At 72.1% G+C, this 20,096-nt stretch carries 15 protein-coding genes; 12 read left to right on the forward strand and 3 right to left on the reverse strand.

What is annotated here, in order from left to right:
• Positions 1-46: 46 nt before the first annotated feature.
• The 9 genes from CC117_RS19980 (at position 47) to CC117_RS20020 (ending at position 13,211) form a co-directional block, all read left to right on the forward strand.
• Complete coding sequence (locus tag CC117_RS19980) at positions 47-1,750, forward strand: N-acyl-D-amino-acid deacylase family protein (RefSeq protein WP_071086396.1); 1,704 nt, start codon at positions 47-49, stop codon at positions 1,748-1,750.
• A 184-nt stretch (positions 1,751-1,934) separates the two neighbouring features.
• On the forward strand, positions 1,935-3,143 hold the full coding sequence (locus CC117_RS19985; RefSeq protein WP_071086514.1) for an amidohydrolase family protein: 1,209 nt from the start codon (positions 1,935-1,937) through the stop codon (positions 3,141-3,143).
• A gap of 20 nt (positions 3,144-3,163) precedes the next feature.
• Complete coding sequence (locus tag CC117_RS19990) at positions 3,164-4,387, forward strand: aromatic ring-hydroxylating oxygenase subunit alpha (RefSeq protein ID WP_071086398.1); 1,224 nt, start codon at positions 3,164-3,166, stop codon at positions 4,385-4,387.
• Positions 4,384-4,839, forward strand: a complete 456-nt coding sequence (locus CC117_RS19995; protein ID WP_071086400.1) for a nuclear transport factor 2 family protein — start codon at positions 4,384-4,386, stop codon at positions 4,837-4,839. Before CC117_RS19990 ends, CC117_RS19995 begins: the two co-directional genes overlap by 4 nt.
• On the forward strand, positions 4,836-5,912 hold the full coding sequence (locus CC117_RS20000; RefSeq protein ID WP_071086401.1) for a zinc-binding dehydrogenase: 1,077 nt from the start codon (positions 4,836-4,838) through the stop codon (positions 5,910-5,912). The genes CC117_RS19995 and CC117_RS20000 overlap by 4 nt, the downstream gene beginning before the upstream one ends.
• Before the next feature lie 53 nt (positions 5,913-5,965).
• Complete coding sequence (locus tag CC117_RS20005; protein ID WP_071086403.1) at positions 5,966-7,216, forward strand: metal-dependent hydrolase family protein; 1,251 nt, start codon at positions 5,966-5,968, stop codon at positions 7,214-7,216.
• Complete coding sequence (locus CC117_RS20010) at positions 7,213-11,139, forward strand: indolepyruvate ferredoxin oxidoreductase family protein (RefSeq protein ID WP_407673559.1); 3,927 nt, start codon at positions 7,213-7,215, stop codon at positions 11,137-11,139. The genes CC117_RS20005 and CC117_RS20010 overlap by 4 nt, the downstream gene beginning before the upstream one ends.
• Complete coding sequence (locus tag CC117_RS20015; RefSeq protein ID WP_071086405.1) at positions 11,136-11,870, forward strand: EthD domain-containing protein; 735 nt, start codon at positions 11,136-11,138, stop codon at positions 11,868-11,870. The genes CC117_RS20010 and CC117_RS20015 overlap by 4 nt, the downstream gene beginning before the upstream one ends.
• Positions 11,871-12,056: 186 nt before the next feature.
• Positions 12,057-13,211 (forward strand): thiolase family protein, encoded by a 1,155-nt coding sequence (locus tag CC117_RS20020; protein WP_071086407.1) that lies wholly within the window; start codon positions 12,057-12,059, stop codon positions 13,209-13,211.
• Between the two features lie 631 nt (positions 13,212-13,842).
• Here the strand turns inward: CC117_RS20020 and CC117_RS20025 are convergent.
• A complete protein-coding gene (locus tag CC117_RS20025) occupies positions 13,843-15,333 on the reverse strand; it encodes a CoA-acylating methylmalonate-semialdehyde dehydrogenase (RefSeq protein WP_071086409.1) in 1,491 nt (496 codons plus the stop codon).
• Positions 15,334-15,813: 480 nt separating this feature from the next.
• On the opposite strand from CC117_RS20025, the gene CC117_RS20030 reads away from it, so the two are divergent.
• Positions 15,814-16,677, forward strand: coding sequence for an alpha/beta fold hydrolase (locus CC117_RS20030; protein WP_071086411.1), 864 nt, complete (start codon positions 15,814-15,816; stop codon positions 16,675-16,677).
• A gap of 40 nt (positions 16,678-16,717) precedes the next feature.
• Here CC117_RS20030 and CC117_RS20035 read toward each other — a convergent pair whose 3' ends face one another.
• The gene (locus CC117_RS20035; RefSeq protein ID WP_071086413.1) at positions 16,718-17,707 is read right to left on the reverse strand and encodes a GlxA family transcriptional regulator; all 990 of its coding nucleotides are present in this window, start codon (positions 17,705-17,707) and stop codon (positions 16,718-16,720) included.
• A gap of 103 nt (positions 17,708-17,810) precedes the next feature.
• On the opposite strand from CC117_RS20035, the gene CC117_RS39820 reads away from it, so the two are divergent.
• Together CC117_RS39820 and CC117_RS20040 are read left to right on the forward strand one after the other, a co-directional pair.
• Positions 17,811-17,933, forward strand: coding sequence for a hypothetical protein (locus tag CC117_RS39820; RefSeq protein WP_256385398.1), 123 nt, complete (start codon positions 17,811-17,813; stop codon positions 17,931-17,933).
• On the forward strand, positions 17,930-18,430 hold the full coding sequence (locus tag CC117_RS20040; protein WP_071086415.1) for a hypothetical protein: 501 nt from the start codon (positions 17,930-17,932) through the stop codon (positions 18,428-18,430). Before CC117_RS39820 ends, CC117_RS20040 begins: the two co-directional genes overlap by 4 nt.
• 50 nt (positions 18,431-18,480) lie before the next feature.
• Here CC117_RS20040 and CC117_RS20045 read toward each other — a convergent pair whose 3' ends face one another.
• On the reverse strand, positions 18,481-20,067 hold the full coding sequence (locus CC117_RS20045) for an LCP family protein (RefSeq protein ID WP_071086417.1): 1,587 nt from the start codon (positions 20,065-20,067) through the stop codon (positions 18,481-18,483).
• Positions 20,068-20,096 lie beyond the last annotated feature (29 nt).

Genomic DNA, 20,096 nt, shown 5'->3' on the forward strand with positions numbered 1-20,096 from the left:
ACGTCCGGGCCGTGGGCGGCCTCCCGGTCGGAGGTGCGGGTATCCCATGCATGACATCGTGATCCGCGGCGGAGAGGTCGCCGACGGGACCGGCGCACCGCCGCGCCGCGCGGACGTCGCCATCGACGGCGACCGTGTCACCACCGTCGGAGCGGTCCCGGAGCGGGGGCGCCGCGAGCTCGACGCCACCGGAAGGCTTGTCACCCCCGGCTTCGTCGACATTCACACCCACCTCGACGCCCAGCTGTTCTGGGACCCGGTGGCAAGCCCGTCCTGCTGGCACGGTGTGACGACGGTGGTGCTCGGCAACTGCGGGGTGACCTTCGCGCCCGTCCGCCCGGACGCGCACCTCTATCTCGCCGAGATGATGGAGTCGGTCGAGGACATCCCGACCGCGACCATCATGGACGGGCTCGGCTGGGGCTGGGAGTCCTACGGCGACTACCTGCGTGCTCTGACCGGCCTGCGGCTCGGGGTGAACGTCGGCGGCATGATCGGGCACTGCGCGCTGCGGTACTACGTCATGGGGGAGCGCAGCCTGGACGAGTCCCCCGCGACCGACGACGACATCGCCCGGATGGCCCAGGTCGTGGGTGAGGCGATCGACGCGGGCGCACTCGGCTTCTCCACGTCCCGCAGCCTCATGCACACCGTCCCGGACGGCCGGCCGGTGCCGGGCACGTTCGCCGGCACTCCCGAGCTCGCCGCGATCGCCGGCGCCCTCGCCGACCGTGGCCGGGGCACGATCGAGGTCGTGGCCCGGATCGGGGAGCGTGACGGTCCCACCCGGCAGAACTCGGTCGCCGAGCTCGCCTGGATGGAGGAGGTCAGCCGGGCCTCGGGCCGGCCGCTCACCTTCGCGATCATGCAGAGCGACCGCCGCCCGGACCTGTGGGCCTGGGTCATGGAGCAGGTGGCCGGGGCCCGCGCCCGCGGCGCCGATCTGCGCCCGCAGACAGCTGCCCGCGGCAGCGGCATCCTCTACGGGCTGATGGGCCGGACTCCGTACGACAGCGTGCCGGCCTGGGCCGAGCTGATGGCGAGGCCGTGGCCGGACCGCCTGACGGCGCTGGCCGACCCGGCGCTGCGCGACCGCCTGGTGGTGGAGGCCRCCGCGCCCACCAACCTCTCCGGCCCGCTCGCGCCGAAGGACCCGGCCAAGCTGTACCTGCTGCCGCCCGGTTCGGCCGGCTACGAGGTGGGGGCGGACAACAGCCTCGCGGCCGAGGCCGCCCGCCGCGGTGTCAGCCCGGCCGCCGCCTTCCTCGACTACACGGTCGAGACCGCCGGCCAGGGGCTCCTCTACTACCCCGTGCTCAACCAGGACCTCGACGCGGTCGCCGCCATGCTGACCAACGCGGACGTGGTCGTCGGGGTCGGCGACGCCGGAGCGCACGTCGCCCTCACGATGGACGCCGGCCAGCCCACCTACCTGCTGCGGCACTGGGTCCGGGAGCGGGGCCTGCTCGACATCGGCCTGGCGGTGCGCAAGCTGACCCGGGAGGGTGCCGAGCTGTTCGGCATCRCCGACCGCGGCCTGCTCGCACCGGGCATGTTCGCCGACGTCAACGTCATCGACCTCGAGCGCCTGGACCTGGACACCCCGCGGATGCTGGCCGACTTCCCGCTGGGTGCGAACCGGTACGTCCAGCGGGCGCGCGGCTACGACTACACCCTCGTCAACGGTGCGGTGCTCATCGATCACGACCAGCTGACCGACGAACGGGCCGGGTGCGTGGTGACCGGGTGACGCCGTGCCCGGCTGCCCGGCTGCCCGGCTGCGCGGGTGGCCGGGTGGCCGGGTGGCCGCCGGCGGCACCTCGTCGGCACTGGCGATCACCGGACATGCCCGTTAATATGTGAGCGTTCGCTTTATTGTGTGGATCAGGGCGCGCGAGGCGCCGTCCGAAGCCCACGCACTGTTGGAGGTCGGTGTGTCGTTCAACTGGTTCGTGTCGGTCGACGACCATCTCATCGAGCCGGCTCGGCTGTGGTGGGAGCGGTTGCCCGCGCAGTGGCGGGACACCGGTCCGCGCATTGTCCGCGACGGGAGCTCGGAGTTCTGGGTCTACGAGGACAGGCAGATCGTCACCACCGGCCTGAACGCCGTGGCCGGCAAGACGCGCGAGGAGTTCTCGCCGGAGCCGATCACCTATGAGGAGATGCGGCTCGGTTGTTACGACCCGGCGGCCCGGGTGGCGGACATGAACCAGGGCAACGTGCTGTCCTCGATCCTGTTCCCGTCGTTCCCGCGGTACTGCGGGCAGGTCTTCCACGAGGCCCGGGACAAGGAACTGGGCCTGCTCTGCGTGCAGGCCTGGAACGACTTCATCCTGGAGGAGTTCGGCGCGGCCTACCCGGGCCGGTTCATCCCGATGATGATCATTCCGCTGTGGGACCCGGTGGCCGCGGCCGCCGAGATCGAGCGGACGGCGGGCCTCGGTGGGAAGTCGATCGCCTTCTCGGAGAACCCGACGAAGCTGGGGCTGCCCTCGATCCACAACGGCTTCTGGGACCCGGTGTTCCAGGCCTGCAACGACACCGGCTACGTGATCTCGATGCACGTGGGGTCGTCGTCCAACCTCATCCGGACGTCGCCGGACATGCCGACGCTCGCGTTCATGGCGTACTCGGCCGCGGCGAACCAGGCCGGCACCCTGCTGGACTGGTTGTTCAGCGGGATCTTCCCGAAGTACCCGAACCTGAAGATCGCCCTGTCCGAGGGCTCGATCGGCTGGATCCCGTACTTCCTGGAGCGCGCCGAGCAGGTGGTCGACAAGCAGCGGTTCTGGGCATCACGGTTTGACATCGACATGAACGCCGCCCACGATCGCGGCGAGGAGAAGGGCGCGGCGTCCTTCGACCTCGACACCGACATCCGGGCGCTGTTCCGTGACCATGTCTACGGCACCTTCATCGAGGATCAGGCCGGTGTCCGGCTCCTGGACATCATCGGTGAGGACAACGTGATGCTCGAGTGCGACTACCCGCACTCGGACTCGACCTGGCCGGACACCGTCCGGATGGCGAACAAGTGGCTTGGTCATCTGCCGGAGGACGTCCAGTACAAGATCACAGTCGGTAACGCGGCACGCGTCTACAACTTCACGCCCGCGGACCCGGCCACCATCAGCTCCTCCTGACGGAGGGAGGAAAGCGACATATGGACCGGGAAGCGTTGGAACACAGCCTGGCGCGCCGGCTGCTCGACCACATCGAGCACCGCACGACGGACATGGCGGACGACGTTCTCGAACTGCCGACCGACATCTACTCCGCGGCGCACCACGACGAGGAGATGCAGGCGCTCTTCTACGACCAGCCGATGGTGCTCTGTCTTTCCGGTGCCCTGCCCGAGCCGGGTACCTACCGCACCATCGAGATCTGCGGCACGCCGCTGCTGCTGACCCGGGACGACGACGGCCGGGTGCATGCGATGGTCAACGCCTGCCGGCACCGCGGTGTCCGGCTCGCGGACGGCGCCGGTGAGGCCATCCGCTTCACCTGCCCGTTCCACGCCTGGACCTACGACCTGTGCGGCGGCCTGGTGCGCTACCCGTTCCCCGCCGGCTTCGAGGGAATGGACAGGAACGACAAGGGCCTGATCCAGCTCGAGGTCACCGAGGGCTACGGGCTGGTGGTCGGCCGGCTGCGGCCGGGGCCGCCGATCGACATCGACGAGTATCTCGGCCCGGAGCTGGCCGGCGAGCTCTCCCTGCTGGACTTCGCCAGCTGGTTACCGTACGGCGAGCCGCACGTTCACCGGGTCGCCGCGAACTGGAAGGTCACGCTCGACACCTTCCGCGAGAACTACCATTTCAACTACCTGCACAAGAAGACGCTGTCCACCTACGCCGTCGGTGGGGTGCTCACCTTCGACGCCTTCGGCCGGCACCTGCGCAACGCCTCGGCCCTGCGCTCCATCGTGGAACTGAAGGACCGCCCGGAATCAGAGTGGCGTGACGTCGCGCAGCACTTCAGCTACCAGTACGCGCTGTTCCCCAACACCAGTCTCACCTTCGACACCCGGCACATCGAGCTGTGGCAGATCGTGCCGGTCGACGCGGCGACATCGGAGGTCGTGCACACGGCCTATCTGCGGCCGGGGCTGAGCGACGAGGAGCGGTCCAAGGCCGTCGACATGGCGCCGTGGATCTGTGAGACGGTCGTCGACGGGGAGGACTTCTGGGTCGCCGCCCGTTCCGAGCCCGGGGTGCGGCTGGGAATGCTCGACACGGTCATGTTCGGCCGCAACGAACCGGCCCCCCAGCACCTGCACCACGGCTTCACCGAGGTTCTCGAGGCCGCCCGCGCGACCCGGGCCGCCGAGGGCCCGCAGGCCGGGCAGGGCCCGCAGGCTGGGCAGGCCGCTCAGGGCGCCCGGTGACCGCGGAGGCTCCGCGGCTGGTCGAGGAGATGGCCCGCCGCTTCCAGGCGGGCGACGCGGACGGGGCACGCGCCCTGATGCACCCGGCGATCCGGGTCCAGCAGCCGGCCTCGCTGCCGCACGGCGGCTGGTACGAGGGCCATGACGGCATGGCGGCGATGGGCGTCGCCTTCGCGCGTCACTGGGACCGCACGATCACCGACCCGCGCGTCTTCGGCGACGGCGGGAACGCCGTGCAGGTGACGACCCAGACCTGGACCGCGAAGGCGACCGGCCGCTCGGCCACCGTCGACGTGGTCGAGCTGTTCGCCGTGGCCGACGGCGCGATCGTCGAGATCAGGGTGTTCCAGCAGGACACCCGGCTGCTGCTCGCGACCCTCGCGGACGCGGTGGCCGGGAGTCAGGGCACGACAGGCCAGGGCACGACGACAGGCGGGGGAGAGCACCGATGAAGGTCGCCGTGGCGTACGAGGCCTCCGAACCGCTGGTCCTGGAGGACCTGCCCGTTCCGGCGGTGGGGCCGCGGGACGTCCTGGTGCGGGTCGCGGCGAGCGGGATCTGCCACTCCGACCTCAACGTCATCAACGGGCTGTCCGCGCTGACGCTGCCGATCGTGCCGGGCCATGAGGCGTGCGGCGTGGTCGAGGAGGTCGGTGCCGAGGTCCGGCGGGTGCGGGTCGGCCAGCGGGTGCTCGCGTCCGTGTCGCCGGCGTGCGGCGGCTGCTGGTGGTGCCTGAACGGGATGTCCAACCACTGCGAACGCGGGCCCGCGGTGCAGGCGGCCGTGCGCTACCACCTCGCGGACGGCCGGACGGCGCGGGCCGTCTGCGGCTGCGGGTCGTTCGCCGAGGCCATGGTCGTGGACGAGTCCACCGTGGTGGCGGTGGAGACCGACCTGCCCGACGAGCAGCTGGCCCTGATCGGCTGTGGGGTGACCACCGGGGTCGGAGCGGCGCTGAACACGGCGGGCGTGACCCCCGGGTCCTCCGTCGTGGTGATCGGCTGCGGGGGTGTCGGCCAGGCCGCCGTCCAGGGGGCGCGGATCGCCGGCGCCGCCACGATCATCGCCATCGACCTGTCCGAGGCACGCCGCGGGTCGACGCTGAAGATCGGCGCGACGCACACCGTCGACCCGGCCGAGGGCGACCCGGTGGAACAGGTCCGGGCCCTCACCGCGGGCCGGGGCGCCGACTTCGCCTTCGAGGTCGTCGGCCAGCCCGCGCTGATGCGGCAGGCGTTCGACATGACCAGGGCGGAGGGGACGGTGACACTGGTYGGCATGCCGGCGACCGGCGCCACCGTGACCCTGCCCGCGATCGCGGCCGTGTTCTCGGGCAAGAAGCTGGTCGGCTCACCGGTCGGCGGCTCCCAGGTGCTGCGCGACTTCCCCCGCTTCATCCGGCTGGYCGAGACCGGTCAGCTGGACCTGAGCTCGATGGTGTCCCGGCGGATCAGCCTCGACGAGGTCAACGAGGGTGTCTCGCTGCTCGGCAGCGCCGACGGCATCCGCACCGTGATCGTCTAGCGCCGTCGCGGCTCTGGCGGGCTGACCGGTTCCCTCGGGAGGAGTGCGAAGAGATGTCCCAGCGCACACTGATCAGAAACGCGCGTGTGCTCGCCTGTACCGGTGATCCCGACGAGCGGCCCGTCGACGGCGACATCCTCGTCGACGGGAACCGGATCGCCCAGGTCAGCCGAGGGCGGCTCGACCTCGACACGTCCTCGACGCGGGTCGTCGACGTCCGCGGTGCCACCGTCCTGCCGGGGCTCGGTGACGCGCACACGCACATCAGCTGGCCGCTGGACTTCGTCTTCGACCACTCCGGCGTGGCCGCCGAGTCACCCGCCAGGCACGCGCTGGACGTCGCCGCGGTCGCCCGGACCTTCGTGGAGAGTGGCTACACCCTCGTCGTCGGGGCCGGCGTCCTGCAGCCCCTCGACGACGTGCTGGCCCGCGACGCGATCGACGCCGGCCTGATCCCCGGCCCGCGGATCGTGGCCAGCGGCCTGCTGGTCACCTCGCCGGGCGCGATCAGCGACGGCAGCGGGATGTCGGACGTCGCCGCCGACGCCGACGGGTTACGCGAGATCGTCGCGCGGCAGTGCGACTCCGGGGTGCGCGCGCTGAAGCTGTTCATCTCCGGCGACGGCATCGTGCCCGAGTTCCCGTCCGACGACGTGTACATGAACGACGAGATGCTGGCCGCCGCCGTCGACGAGGCGGACCGCCACGGCGCCTTCATCACGGTGCACGCCCGCGGGTCGGCGAGCGTGGCGATGGCGGCCCGCACCGGCGTCCGGCTCATCCATCACGCCTGCTTCCTCGACGAGGAGGCGGTCCGCGCGCTGGAGGAGCGCCGCGACGACGTGTGGGTGTGCCCGGGCCTGCACTACCTGTACGCGATGGTCAGCGGCCACGCCGAGCCGTGGGGCGTGACCCCCGAGAAGATCGACGCCTCGGGGTACCGGCAGGAGTTCGCCTCGCAGGTCGAGGGCCTGCGGCGGCTCCGCGAGGCCGGGATCCGCATCGTCGCCGGCGGCGACTTCGGCCACCAGTGGACCCGTCACGGCACCTACGCCGCCGAGCTCGCGCGCTACGTCGAGCTGGTGGGCATGACGCCGACCGAGGCGATCCTCGCCGCGAGCCGGTCGATGGGCCCGCTCGTCGGCCTGGATGTCGGCCAGATCCGGGCGGGCTACCTCGCCGACCTGCTGGTCGTCGACGGCGACCCGACCGAGGACATCACCGTGCTCCAGGAACCGGCCCGCCGCCGCGCGGTCCTCAAGGACGGGGCGTTCGCCTACGTCAACGCCGAGGTGTACCCGTGAGCGCAGGTGTACCCGCAAGCGCAGAGCTGATCGCGGGGGCCGGTACGGCCGGGATCGCGCCGGTGGAACAACAGCCCGCCGGCGAGGGCAGGGGAGCATCGGCCGGAAGCCTGCTGTCCGGGGTCGAGGCGCTGGCCCGCCTGCTCGTCGTGCGGGCACAGCTCGACGCCCGGGAGGGCCTGACCACGGCGACCATGGTCTCCGGCTACCCGGGCTCGCCCCTGGGCACCTTCGACCTGACCCTGGAGCGGTTCACCGACCTGCTCACCGGCCACCGGGTCGTGCACCGCCCCGGCCTCAACGAGGAGCTCGCCGCCGCCACCGTCTGGGGCAGCCAGATGGGCTCCGCCCAGAGCCTCGCCGAGGTCGACGGCGTCGTCGGCGCCTGGTACGGCAAGACGCCGGGCCTGGACCGCTGCGGCGACGTCCTGCGGCACGCGAACGCGATGGGCACCGGCCCGCACGGCGGGGCCGTCCTGTTCTGTGGTGACGACCCGTCCGCCAAGTCGTCGACGCTCGCCTGCGACAGCCAGTACACGTTCGAGGACGCCTGTGTGCCCGTGCTGTACCCCGGCGACCAGCAGGACATCCTCGATCTGGGGGTGCACGCCTTCCGGATGTCGCGGTACAGCGGCTCCTGGGTCGGGCTGAAGGTCGTCACCGCCGTCGCCGACGGCATCGGCACCGTCGACGCGGACGTCGACCGGCACACCCCGAGCGACCCCGCCGACGCCGACGCGATCGTCGCCGGGGTGCCCTGGCGGCACGTGCCGCTCGCCCGGGTCGGTGCGCATGCCGTCCCCGGCCAGGAGGAACTCGTCGCCGACCACCGCCTGCTCGCCGCGCAGGCGTACGCCCGCCACAACGGGCTCGACCGCGTCGTCGGCGCCGGCCCCGGCGCGCGCCTCGGCGTCGTGTGCGCCGGCAAGACGTACTTCGACGTCGTCCAGGCCTTCGCCGACCTCGGCCTCACGGTGGACGGGCTCGCCCGCGCCGGTGTGCGGGTGCTCCGACTCGGGATGACCTACCCGCTGGTGGCCGAGACGGCCCTCGAGTTCGCCCGGTCCGTCGACACGATCGTGGTGGTCGAGGAGAAGCGGCCGTTCGTCGAGACGCAGCTGCGCGCCATCCTGCACGAGGCAGGGGTGGACGTCCGCGTCGCCGGCAAGCGGGACCGGGACGGGCGCAGGCTGTCGTCCTCCTCCGGCGAGCTGGACGCGGCCGCCGTGGCCACGATCCTCACCCGGGTGCTTCCCGACCTCGCCGACCGGGCGGGGCCGGCAGGCGGTCCGGTGGCACCGCGGCCGGTATCGCGGCCGGCGCTGCGGCTCCTCCCGCTGCTGGACATCCCGGCCCGGCCGCCGGGCTTCTGCAGCGGCTGCCCGCACAACCGCTCCACCGTCGCCCCGGACGGCGCGCTGGTCGGCGGCGGCGTGGGYTGCCACGGGATCATGTACTTCGAGGCCCGCCACGCGGACCTGAAGACCATGCCCCCGACCCCGATGGGTGCCGAGGGCGTGCCGTGGATCGGGCTGTCACCGTTCGTCGACGAGCCGCATCTCATCCAGAACCTGGGTGACGGGACCCTGAGCCACTCGGGCATCCTCGCGATCCGGGCCAGCGTCGCCGCCGGCGTCAACGTCACCTTCAAGATCCTCTACAACGCCGCGGTCGCCATGACGGGCGGCCAGGACGTGGTCGGCCTGATGGACGTCCCGGCGATGACCAGGGCACTGGAGGCCGAGGGCGTCCGACGGGTCGTGGTCTGCGCCGAGGACCCGAAGCACTACGGCCGCCGGGCGCGCTGGGCGCCGGGCACCCGGGTCCTCGGGCGCGACGAGCTGCCGCGGGTGCAGGAGGAGCTGCGGGCGGTGCCCGGCGTGACCGTGGTCATCTACGACCAGCGGTGTGCCGCCGAGGCACGCCGCCTGCGGCGCAAGGGCCTGCTCCCGGAACCGCCGCGGCGGGTGGTCATCAACGAGGCGGTCTGCGAGGGGTGCGGCGACTGCGGCACCAAGAGCAACTGCCTGTCCGTGCTGCCGCGGCAGACCGAGTTCGGCGAGAAGCGCCAGATCGACGACCTCTCCTGCAACCGGGACTACACCTGCCTGGAGGGCGACTGCCCGTCGTTCGTGACCATCACCCCGCGTACGCCGAACCGCTGGGCGCGGCGACGCGGCGCGGCACGGGCGAAGGACAGCGAACGGGCGAAGGACAGCTCACACGGGAAGAACGGCGCGCACGGGAAGGACGGGGCGCGGGCGAAGGCCGGGGGAACCACTGCGGGCCGGCCGGTCATCCCGGCGGGCACCCTGCCCGCGCCGCCCGCGGTGACGGTCGACGGCCGGTTCGGCATCTACTTCACCGGCGTCGGCGGTACCGGCGTGATCACGGCGAACCGGATCATCGCCGCCGCGGCCGAGTCCGCCGGTTTCGTCGTCAGTGGCGTGGACCAGACCGGTCTCTCCCAGAAGGCGGGCGCGGTCGTCTCCCACCTCCAGCTCGCGGCGGACCGTACCGCGCTGGGCTCGTCGACGGTCGGCTCCGGCGGCGCCGACCTGTACCTGTCCGGTGACATCCTGCAGGCCGCAGCACCCCGACATCTCGACCGGACGAGCCCCGGGCGCACCCTCGCCGTGGTGGACGTCGACGTCACTCCGACCGCGGCGATGCTGCAGAGCGACCTCACCGCACCCGACCCGGCGCTGCTGCGGCAGGCGATCGCCGAGCGGGTCGGCGAGGACCGGGCCGCCTTCCTCGACACGAAGCGGATCGCCGAGGTGGTCTTCGCCAACCACCTGCTCGCCAACATCGTCCTGCTCGGCGCGGCCTTCCAGCTGGGCGGACTGCCGGTCTCCCTCGCCGATGTCGAGGTGGCCATGCGCCGCCAGGGCCGGGCCGCCGCCGACAACCGCGCGGCGTTCGACTGGGGCCGCTGGGCCGCCCACGACCCGGCCGCGGTCGAGGTGGCGCTGGCCGCTGCTGACCAGCCCAGCGCGACCAGCGGGACTGGCACCGCCGGTGCGGCGGGCAGCGCGGCCGGCGCCTCGACCGGCCTCACCGACCCGTCGCCGGCGGCGCTCGCCCTGGCCACCCGCCTCGTCGCCGCCCGCGCCCTGCCCGCCGGACTGCCGGACGAGCTCCGTGCCCTGATCGTGCGCCGCGCCGCCCAGGCGGTCGACTACCAGAACGCCGCGCGCGCCGAGCGCTACCTGGGCCTGGTGGCGACGGCCGCCGAGCACGACGCGGCGGCGGGCCACGACCCGGCGGCGGGCCACGACGACACAGCGGGCCACGACGACGCGGCGGGCCACGACGACACAGCGGGACACCACGAGGCAGCTCACGAGTGGGCCTTCACCCGGGCGGTCGCCGAGTCCTGGTTCCGGCTCCTCACCTACAAGGACGAGTACGAGGTGGCCCGGCTGCACCTGCTGGCCGACAACGACCAGATCGCGCGCGGCCTGGGTATCGACGGGCCGTACACCCTGACCTACCACCTGCACCCGCCCGCCCTACGGCGTCTCGGCCTGTCGAAGAAGCTGCCGATGGGCCGGCCGTACGCCGCGGCGTTCCACGTGCTGCGGGCGATGCGGGGCCTGCGGGGAACCCCGTTCGACCTGTTCGGCCGGGACCCGGACCGGCGCACCGAACGTGCCGTCATCACGGAGTACGAACACCTGGTCACCGGGGCTGTCGGCCGCGGCGACGGCGGCGCCGACGGCTGGGCCGGCCGGCCGTACGAGGACCTGGTGCGCCTTGCGGCGTCGGCGACGTCCATCAAGGGCTACGGGCCGATCAAGGAGGCCGCCGTGGCCCGCTGGCGGGAGCAGATCGCCGACCTCACCCGGCCCGTATCGCACGAGGCGGTGGCGGCAGGAGCGGCAGGGACGGCCGGGGTGGCGGGGGACCGGCAGCAATGATCAAGAGGATCCGGTTCGCCACCCGCCGCGAGGCCGCCGCGCCCGCCGAAGCGGTGGCGAGCGCCTGGCGGCAGGCCGCTGACGCCGTCGCAAAGGCGCCGGCCGCGGCGCGCCCGCTGCGGGCCGTGGTGTGCACCGCACTGGACGATCCCCGGTTCGGCTCCCCGCGGCACGACCTCGTCGGCATCGAGTGGTTCCCGGACGCCGCCAGGTTCGCGGCCCATCAGACCTGGCTGGACAGTCCCGCGGGCCTGGCTGCGAGGTCCCTGGTCGACGAGGTGACCGCCCCCGGGGCAACCCTGACCCTGGTCGCCCGGGAGCGGGTCCCGCGCGGCGCGGACTGGCTCGCCGCGCGCTGGCGCGGCGGCGGCACCAGGTTCAAGCACCTGGCGCTCGCCCGGCGGGCCGCGGGACTCACTCCCGCCGCGTTCTCCGACCTGTGGGCGGCGCATGCCGGCCAGGTGCCCGTCGCCGCGGCGGCGGCGCCGACCGTCATCCCGGAGCGGGTGCGTGGCAGTRCCTACGTGCAGAACCACCCGTGCCCACGCCCGGCGGGCGAGGAGTGGCCGTATGACGCCGTCAACGAGGTCTACTTCACCGACCAGGACGGCCTCGCCGAGCGGGTCGCCTGGTTCCGGGAGAACCCGCCGGACGCCGGCGGGGACCTGTTCGGCCCGTCGGAGTTCCTCGCCGTCCGGGAGGAGCTCCTGCTCGCCGCACCGCTCGGGTAGCCGCGTGGTACCGGCGGACGGGTGGTCCCGCACCACAAGAAAGTGTACGTTTACTTTGTATGGATGCGGCCGGATGCTCCGTCCCCCACAGCGCGTGATGACCACACTGCGTGGTGACGTGACGGCGGCCAGGGCGTGCCGCCGCCGCGAAGGAGCGAGGCCCGTAGCGGCGGAGGAGTACCTGGCATGCGTGATGCAGTGATCGTGGAGGCCGTCCGGACACCGGTCGGCAAGCGTAACGGCGGCCTGTCGGGAGTGCATCCGACGGACCTGTCGGCCCATGTGCTGAGCACCGTCGTTCAGCGCGCCGGGGTTGATCCGGCCCTGGTCGACGACGTGGTGTGGGGGTGCGTCGGGCAGGTCGGTGAGCAGACGTTCGACATCGCGCGCAACGCCGCGCTCGGCGCCGGCTTCCCGGAGACCGTCGCCGGCGTGACCGTCGACCGGCAGTGCGGGTCCTCCCAGCAGGCGGTGCACTTCGCCGCCGCCGGGCTGATCGCCGGGCACTACGACGTCGTGATCGCCGGTGGCGTCGAGTCGATGTCCCGGGTGCCGATGGGCTCCTCCCTGCTGGACAAGGTCCCGTTCGGGGAGCGTTACCTCGCCCGCTACAACGGCGCGTTCCCGAACCAGGGCGTCGGCGCGGAGATGATCGCGCAGCGGTGGGGCCTGTCCCGCGCGCAGCTCGACGAGTTCGCGCTGACCTCGCACGAGAAGGCCGCCATCGCGCAGGACGAGGGCCGCTTCGACGCGCAGATCGAGCCGGTCACCCTGCCCGACGGCACGACGGCCGCCCGGGACGAGGGCGTGCGCCGCGGCGGCACCGTGGAGGGTCTCGGCGGGCTCAAGACGGTGTTCAAGCCGGTCGAGGATGGCGGTGTGATCACCGCGGCGAACTCCTCGCAGATCTCCGACGGCTCCGCCGCGCTGCTGATGACGACCAGCGAGAAGGCCGCCGAGCTGGGTCTCACCCCGATCGCGCGGGTGCACACCGCGGTGCTGGCCGGCACCGACCCGGTGATCATGCTGACCGCGCCGATCCCAGCCACGCAGAAGGCGCTGGCGAAGGCCGGCCTCAAGATCGACGATATCGGTGCGTTCGAGGTCAACGAGGCGTTCGCCTCGGTGCCGCTGGCCTGGCTCGCCGACATCGGTGCCGACCCGAAGGCGATGAACCCGAACGGTGGCGCGATCGCGCTCGGCCACCCGCTCGGCGGCTCCGGCGCCCGGCTGATGACCACCCTGGTGCACCACATGCGTGACAACGGGATCCGGTACGGCCTGCAGACCATGTGCGAGGGCGGCGGCCAGGCCAACGCGACCATCATCGAGCTGCTCTGAGCTGCTCTGAGTCGCTCTGGCATCACCGCGGCACGTGATGACCACGACGTCGCCGGCCCGCACGGCGCGGGCCGGCCGGCGGACCTCCGACGGCCATCCGCGAACGGCCGGCGACGTGGCCGCGGACGGGACAGTCAACGAGGGCCCTCGTGCACATTCGGGTCCTTCGAGCTGACTGACGGTCCTGCCAGATTGTGGGTGCCTGCTGCGCGTCGGTGGGCGGGCGACCGTCACGGCCGTCGGCCCGGGAAGGTCCTCGGGTTCGGGCGGTCCGCCCGCCGGCCGCCGGCCGGTGCGGTGGTCCGCCACGCGAGGGCTCACCGCCGCACACACAGGTCTCAGGGCGCCGGCAGGTCGCTGACCAGCGGTTTCCTCGAATCCGCCCGAGGCGGCGAGTGTCGACTGCGACGACTAAAGGGCCTCTTGTGTCTCCTGCCGAATACGGCTTGCGAAGCACCGTTCACGGCTTCGGCAAGAGGTTTCCGGAGAGGGACACAAGAAGCTCTTTAGTCGTGCGAACGCGACACCTGGGTCCGAGCCGAAAGACGGTCAGCAGTGTCAGATCGCCCGACGCCCGACGCCCGACGCCCGACGCCCGACGCCCGCCTTCGCGGGCGGTGCGCGGAACAGGTCAGCCGTTGGTGGGGAAGCCGAGGTTGATGGCGCTCGGCGTCGCGTCGGGCCAGCGGGTCGTGACGACCTGCGGCCGGGTGTAGAAACGGATCCCCTCCGGGCCGTAGATCGGCGCGTCCCCGAACAGCGAGGCCTTCCAGCCGCCGAAGGAGTGCCAGGCGACCGGCACCGGGATCGGCACGTTGATGCCGACCATCCCGACCTCGACATCGCCGCCGAACCGCCGGGCGGCGCCGCCGTCCCGAGTGAACAGGGCGACCCCGTTGCCGTACGGGTTGGCGTTGATCAACGCGACCGCCTCGGCGTAGGTGTCGACCCGCACCACCGACAGTACCGGCCCGAAGATCTCGTCGTCGTAGACTGCCATGCCCGGCCGGACGCCGTCGACCAGCGAACAGCCGAGGAAGAACCCGGCCGGGTCCACGCCGGCAGGTGCGGCGGAGCCGTCGACGACGACCCGGGCGCCGTCGTCGGTGGCCCGCTCCACATAGGAACGGACCCGGTCGCGGTGCGCACTGCTGATCAGCGGCCCCATCATCGAGGACCCCTCGGCTGCCGGGCCGACGACGATGCCCGGGATGCGGGCGGCGATGGCGTCGACCAGCGGATCCGCGACGGGGCCGACGGCCACCACGACCGAGATCGCCATGCAGCGCTCGCCGGCCGACCCGTACCCGGCCGAGATCGCGGCGTCGGCAGCCGCCTCGATGTCGGCGTCGGGGAGGACGACCATGTGGTTCTTCGCGCCGCCGAGCGCCTGGACCCGCTTGCCCGCGGCGGTGCCGGTCTCGTACACGTGCCGGGCCACCGGAGTGCTGCCGACGAAGGAGACGGCGGCGATGTCCGGGTGCGTCAGCAGCGTGTTGACCGCCTCGGCATCGCCCTGGACCACGTTGACCACGCCGTCGGGGAAGCCGGCCTGGTGTACCAGCTCGGCCAGCAGCAGCGAGGCGGACGGGTCCTTCTCCGACGGCTTGAGCACGAACGCGTTGCCACAGGCGATGGCGTTCGCCATCATCCACAGCGGCACCATCACCGGGAAGTTGAACGGGGTGATGCCGGCGACGACCCCCACCGGGCGCAGCACGGTGTGGACATCCACCCCCCGGGAGACCTCGGCGCTGTGCGACCCCTTCAGCAGCTGCGGGATGCCGCAGGCGAACTCGACGCACTCCAGGCCCCGTGCGACCTCGCCGAGGGCGTCCTCGTGGACCTTGCCGTGTTCACGGCTGACGGCGGCGGCGAGGTCGTCGCGATGGGTGTGCAGCAGCTCGCGCAGGCCGAACAGCAGTGTGGCGCGCCGGCTCAGCGATGACTGCGACCAGGTGCCGGCCGCCGTCACCGCGGCCTTGACCGCGCTGTCGACCACGGCCGCGGAGGCGAGCGAGACCTGTGCGGTCTGCTCGCCGCGCGCCGGGTCGTGGACGGGCCCCGTGCGGCCGGGCTCGTTGACGGCCCTGCCGTCGATCCAGTGTCCGATCGTCCTCACGCCGTCCTGCTCCCGCCTGGAGGTCTTCGGTCCGAGCTGGACGCCAGTATATAAGTGAGCACATACTTTGTGTCCAGACGTACGGCGGCTCCGGCCCAGGGTGGCGCCCGGCGGCCCCGGCTGCGGAGTTCCGCCCCCGATCCCTTGCCGACGCCTTTGTCGGCGGTTTCCGGAAAGTGGCGACGGTACATTCTGTGCGACTCGGATCTGGGTGTCGCGCTTCGCTTAAGCGGCGATTTTCGGATCTTTCCTGGTAAAGGAAAGAACGTCTGTCGGCGTTTCWCTGGCCATCCTACGGTGCCGGCTTCGGGGACTCGGCGAATCCGGCTGAGCCGGTTGATCCCCTGCTGGACCTGTGGTCGGAGTGTCGGTGGACCGGTCGGACAGCTTGGAGCGGACGGATTTGCCCGCCGCTCCGTGGTGTCGGTGTGTGGTGGTCAGTCGTTCTTCGGCGGGGATTTCGATGCTAGCGTGCGATGTATGGCGACTGCAACGGTGAACGGGCTGTCGATCTCCTATGAGGTCATTGGCGCACGGGGCCGGCCCTGGGTGATCACACCAGGTGGCAGGTACGGCAAGGATGCCGCCGGCATACGTGAACTCGCGGTGGCGCTGGCGGAGGAGGGTGAGCAGGTACTCATCTGGGACCGGCCGAACACCGGCGCGTCGGATGTGTCCTTCGACGGCGAGTCGGAGTCGGAGCTGCAGGCCGACGCCCTCGCCGGCCTGCTCGAACACCTCGGTATGGCCCCCGCGGTCATCGCCGGCGGGTCGGGCGGCTCCCGGGTCTCGCTGCTCACCGCCGCCCGGCACCCGCAGGTCGCGGCCGGCCTGGCCGTCTGGTGGGTCAGCGGCGGGGTCTACGGGATGATGAGCATCGGCGTCCACTACGCCAGCGGATCGTTCCAGGCGGCCTGGAAGCACGGCATGGCCGCGGTGGCGGAGCTGCCCGAGTGGCGGGAGCCGATCGAGCGCAACCCGGGCAACCGCGGGCGCCTCCTCGCCCAGGGCCGGGACGAGTTCCTGGCCACCATGGAGCGCTGGATGGCCGTGTACTGCCCGCGGGAGGGTGAACTCGTCCCCGGGCTGCCGGATGCGGTGGCCCGCGCGCTGGCGGTGCCCGCGCTGGTGCTGCGCAGCGGGGCGAGCGACATCCACCACCGGCGTGAGACGTCCGAGACGCTCGCCGCGCTGCTGCCGAACGCGGTGCTGCGCGAGCCGCCGTGGCCGGACACCGAATGGGCGGACCGGCACACCCCCGAGGCGGCGAAGGAGGGCCTGTTCGCGCGGTGGCCGCTGCTCGCGCCCGGTCTCCTGGCATGGGCCCGGGAGGCGCTCGCCTGACGGCGTCAGCCGATCCGCTTCCACCTACGCTGCTGGGATGTCACCCGTCTGGCTGCGATCTGACCCTGTCTCGGACTCTGTCGCTGGTCGCGGGGCTGGTGAAGCTGTTGCGGTAGGACTGCGGCGTGGTTCCGACCACCCGCCGGAACCGGTCGCGGAAGGCGGTGGGTGAGCCGAACCCGACCTGCGCGGCGATGCGGTCCACGGGATGCCCGGTGGCTTCCAGCAGGTGCTGGGCCCGGCGGATGCGGGCACGCAGCAACCACTGCAGCGGGGTCGTCCCGGCCTGCTCGCGGAAGCGGCGGTTGAGCGTGCGGACACTCATACCGGCGCGCGTGGCGATGTCCTGCAGGGTCAGGTCGTTCGCGCAGTTCTCGTCCAGCCACTGCAGCAGCGGCTCCAGCTCCGATCCTCGGGGGGTGGGCRCCCGGTCGTGCGCGATGAACTGGGCCTGCCCACCCTCGCGTTCCAGCGCCATCACCGACAGCCGCGCGGCGCTGGCCGCCACCGCGGAACCATGGTCGTTGCGGATCATGTGCAGGCACAGGTCCAGTCCCGCGGAGGCACCCGCGGACGTGAGGAACTGGCCGTTGTCCACGTACAGAACATCCGGATCCACCTTGACCGCGGGATGGAGGACGGCCAGCGTCTCCGCGGCCATCCAGTGCGTCGTCACCCGCAGCCCGTCCAGCAGCCCGGTCTCGGCCAGGATGAACGCGCCGGAGCAGATCGTGGCGATGCGGGTGCCGGCGGCCGCCGCGCGGCGCAGCGCGTCGAGAACGTTCCCCGGCGTGGGCAGGGGAGCCTCGCGCCCGGGCAGGATGATCGTGTCCGCCGCCGCCAGCGCGGCCAGATCCCAGCGCGGCGTGAGAGTGAACGTGGCGGTTTCCACGGTCGGGGCGGCGCCGCACACCCGCACGCGGTACGGCGCGCTGCCGTCAGGCAGCCGGGTGCGGCCGAACACCTCGATCGGGGTGGCCAGGTCGAACGCGACGACCCTGTCCAGCGCGAGAACGGCCACAGTGTGCATGGCACGAGCCTAGAAACCGGTGCGGGGCGGTTGGCCGGAACCCGTGGGAAGCTGGCAATCCAGCCACTCCTGGGCGCCGCTCCCGCTGGTTAGCGTTGCGGTCATGCCCGCACACATCGTGCTGTTCGACGGGTTCGACGGGTTCGACCCGTGGAACGGCCCTGCCTCCTCCGACGTGCTTGCGGGCCCCCGTGTGGCCCGCGGCCTCCGGGCGTTCGCACCGTGACGAAGTTTCTGCTTTCCGCTCATGTGCTCGCCGTCATCCTGGCGATCGGTCCGGTGACCGTGGCGGCGAGCATGTTCCCCGCCGTGACCCGACGGGTGCTGGCCGCGCCAGCAGGGGCGCTGGCCGCGCCCGAGGCGCCCGAGGCACCCGAGGCGCCCGACGTCACCGTGCTGCGGACCCTGCACCGCATCTGCCGGGTCTACGCCGCGGTCGGCCTCGCGGTACCGGTGTTCGGCGTGGCGACCGGAGCCAGCCTCGGGATCCTCGGCGACGCGTGGCTGATCGTCTCCGCGGTGCTCACCGCGGTGGCCGCGGTCCTGCTCGCCATAGTGATCCTGCCCCGCCAGGACGACATCCTCGCCGCGGCGAGCAAGGCCGAACCRCTGCACGAGAGGCTGCCCGCGCGGCTGGCCATGACCACCGGCGTGTTCAACCTGCTGTGGGCCACGGTGACAGTGCTGATGATCGTGCGGCCCGGCTCGACCACCGGAGCCTGAGGGACCGCCGTTCGATGGCGGTGCGGTGCGGGGGAGCCGGCGGGCGGTGCTCACAGGGTGCAGGGAGACGCTGGCCCTGGCGCCGCCGCTGTTGTCGTCGCCGCCGGGGCTGTGACGGGTGCGCGGGCGGTGGGCGCGGCGGCGGTGGGGGTGGCAGTCGTCATCGTCGGGGTGACCACGCCGGTGTAGCCGGAGCCGAGGATGAGGTGGATGCCGGTGATGCTCGGGTCGGCGCGGGTGACGGAGCCGGGCACCGCCGCCTGAACGGTCCACGCGGCCTGTTGCTGGCCCGGACCGTAGAGCACGCGCGACGTCGTGTACTCCGTGGAGTCCGCGTTGCGGGCGTTGACCGCGTGGAAGCCCTTCGCGGCCAGCACGGTCGTCACCTTCGTGGCCAGTCCGGCGGTGGGGGAGCCGTTGAGGACGGAGACGGTGACCTGCGCCGGCGGGACGGTCACGGGCCCCGGTGTCGCACCGGCGCCGGGGGCCCCTGGCACGGTGGTGTCCTCGGAGGCGACACCGTCGACGTGGCCGCCCATCGGGACGACGATGCGCGCGAGGTCTGCCGGGTCGTAGAGCTTCACTGACCCGAACGGAGGCAGTGTGCCGTTCTCCGGGTTCCCTCCGTCGGCGAGGCCGGGTGATCGCGTGGGCAGTGTCAGGACGTGCATCCCACCGGCGTCCTTCATCGACAGCGCGAGATCCTTGAGGTTGTCGAGGGAGGTGCCTTCGTCGAGGGTCACGGCGCCGGTTGCCGCGTCGACCAGCGCGGCCAACCTGAGCGGGTTCGTCAGGATGTCGCTGCTGGTGGCCTTGTGGAACACGGCGCCGAGAAACTGCTGCTGGCGGGCGATCCGGGCAAGGTCGCCCTCGAAGAAACCGTGACGCTGCCGGACGAAGGCCAGCGCCTGCCTGCCGTTCACGTGCAGCGTGCCCGGGCCGCCACGCCAGCCCGTCATCGAGTCGTCGGTGTTGGTGCTGACCCGCCAGTTGCCGTCGTCGTCCTCGAAGCCATCACGATAGGTCGACGGCAGCACGCAGACGTCGACGCCACCGATCGCGTCGGTGATCTTCATGAAGCCCGCCAGGTCGATCGCCACGTAGTGGTCGATCTGCATCCCGGTCAGCTTCTCGACCATCTTGACCAGCAGTTCCGGGCCGCCGTCGTGGAACGCCCCGTTGAACTTGCCCCGGTGCTGTCCGTGGGTCCTGCCGTCCGCGTCGGTGTACTCGGGGATCGTGACGAGGGTGTCGCGCGGGAACGAGACCATCGTGGCGGTCCCGTCCTCGGCGACGTGCATCAGAATCGTGCTGTCCGAGTGCTGGCCCGGCTCGTCGCCGAACTCGCCGTTCGTGCCGTCACGGCTGTCGTTTCCGACGAGAAGATAGTTCGCGACGTCATGGTCGGCGGACGAATGGTCCCGGCCCAGCCCCAGATCGACGCGTCGGAAGTTGTGCTCCGCGTAGGCGGAGACGGACCAGCCGCCCACACTGAACAGCAGCACTCCGAGGGACATCAGTGCCGCGAGCATGGTGCCGAGGCGTCCACCTGGGACACGGGCGCGCCGGGCGCGGCCGCCGGAGCTCCCGCCGACCCGCAGGCTCAGATGGGGTGGCAGCGACGAATCTTCCGACACGACGACATCCCCGCACTTCGCCCCATGTG

Origin of the sequence: Parafrankia colletiae, assembly GCF_001854655.1 — a bacterium.
Classification (GTDB): Bacteria; Actinomycetota; Actinomycetes; order Frankiales; family Frankiaceae; genus Parafrankia; species Parafrankia colletiae.

Coding starts and splice junctions, on each gene's coding strand:
- CC117_RS19990 (WP_071086398.1), top strand. CDS start 3,164: ATGGACCGGGAAGCGTTGGAACACAGCCTGGCGCGCCGGCTGCTCGAC.
- CC117_RS20005 (WP_071086403.1), top strand. CDS start 5,966: ATGTCCCAGCGCACACTGATCAGAAACGCGCGTGTGCTCGCCTGTACC.
- CC117_RS20020 (WP_071086407.1), top strand. CDS start 12,057: ATGCGTGATGCAGTGATCGTGGAGGCCGTCCGGACACCGGTCGGCAAG.
- CC117_RS20030 (WP_071086411.1), top strand. CDS start 15,814: ATGGCGACTGCAACGGTGAACGGGCTGTCGATCTCCTATGAGGTCATT.
- CC117_RS39820 (WP_256385398.1), top strand. CDS start 17,811: ATGCCCGCACACATCGTGCTGTTCGACGGGTTCGACGGGTTCGACCCG.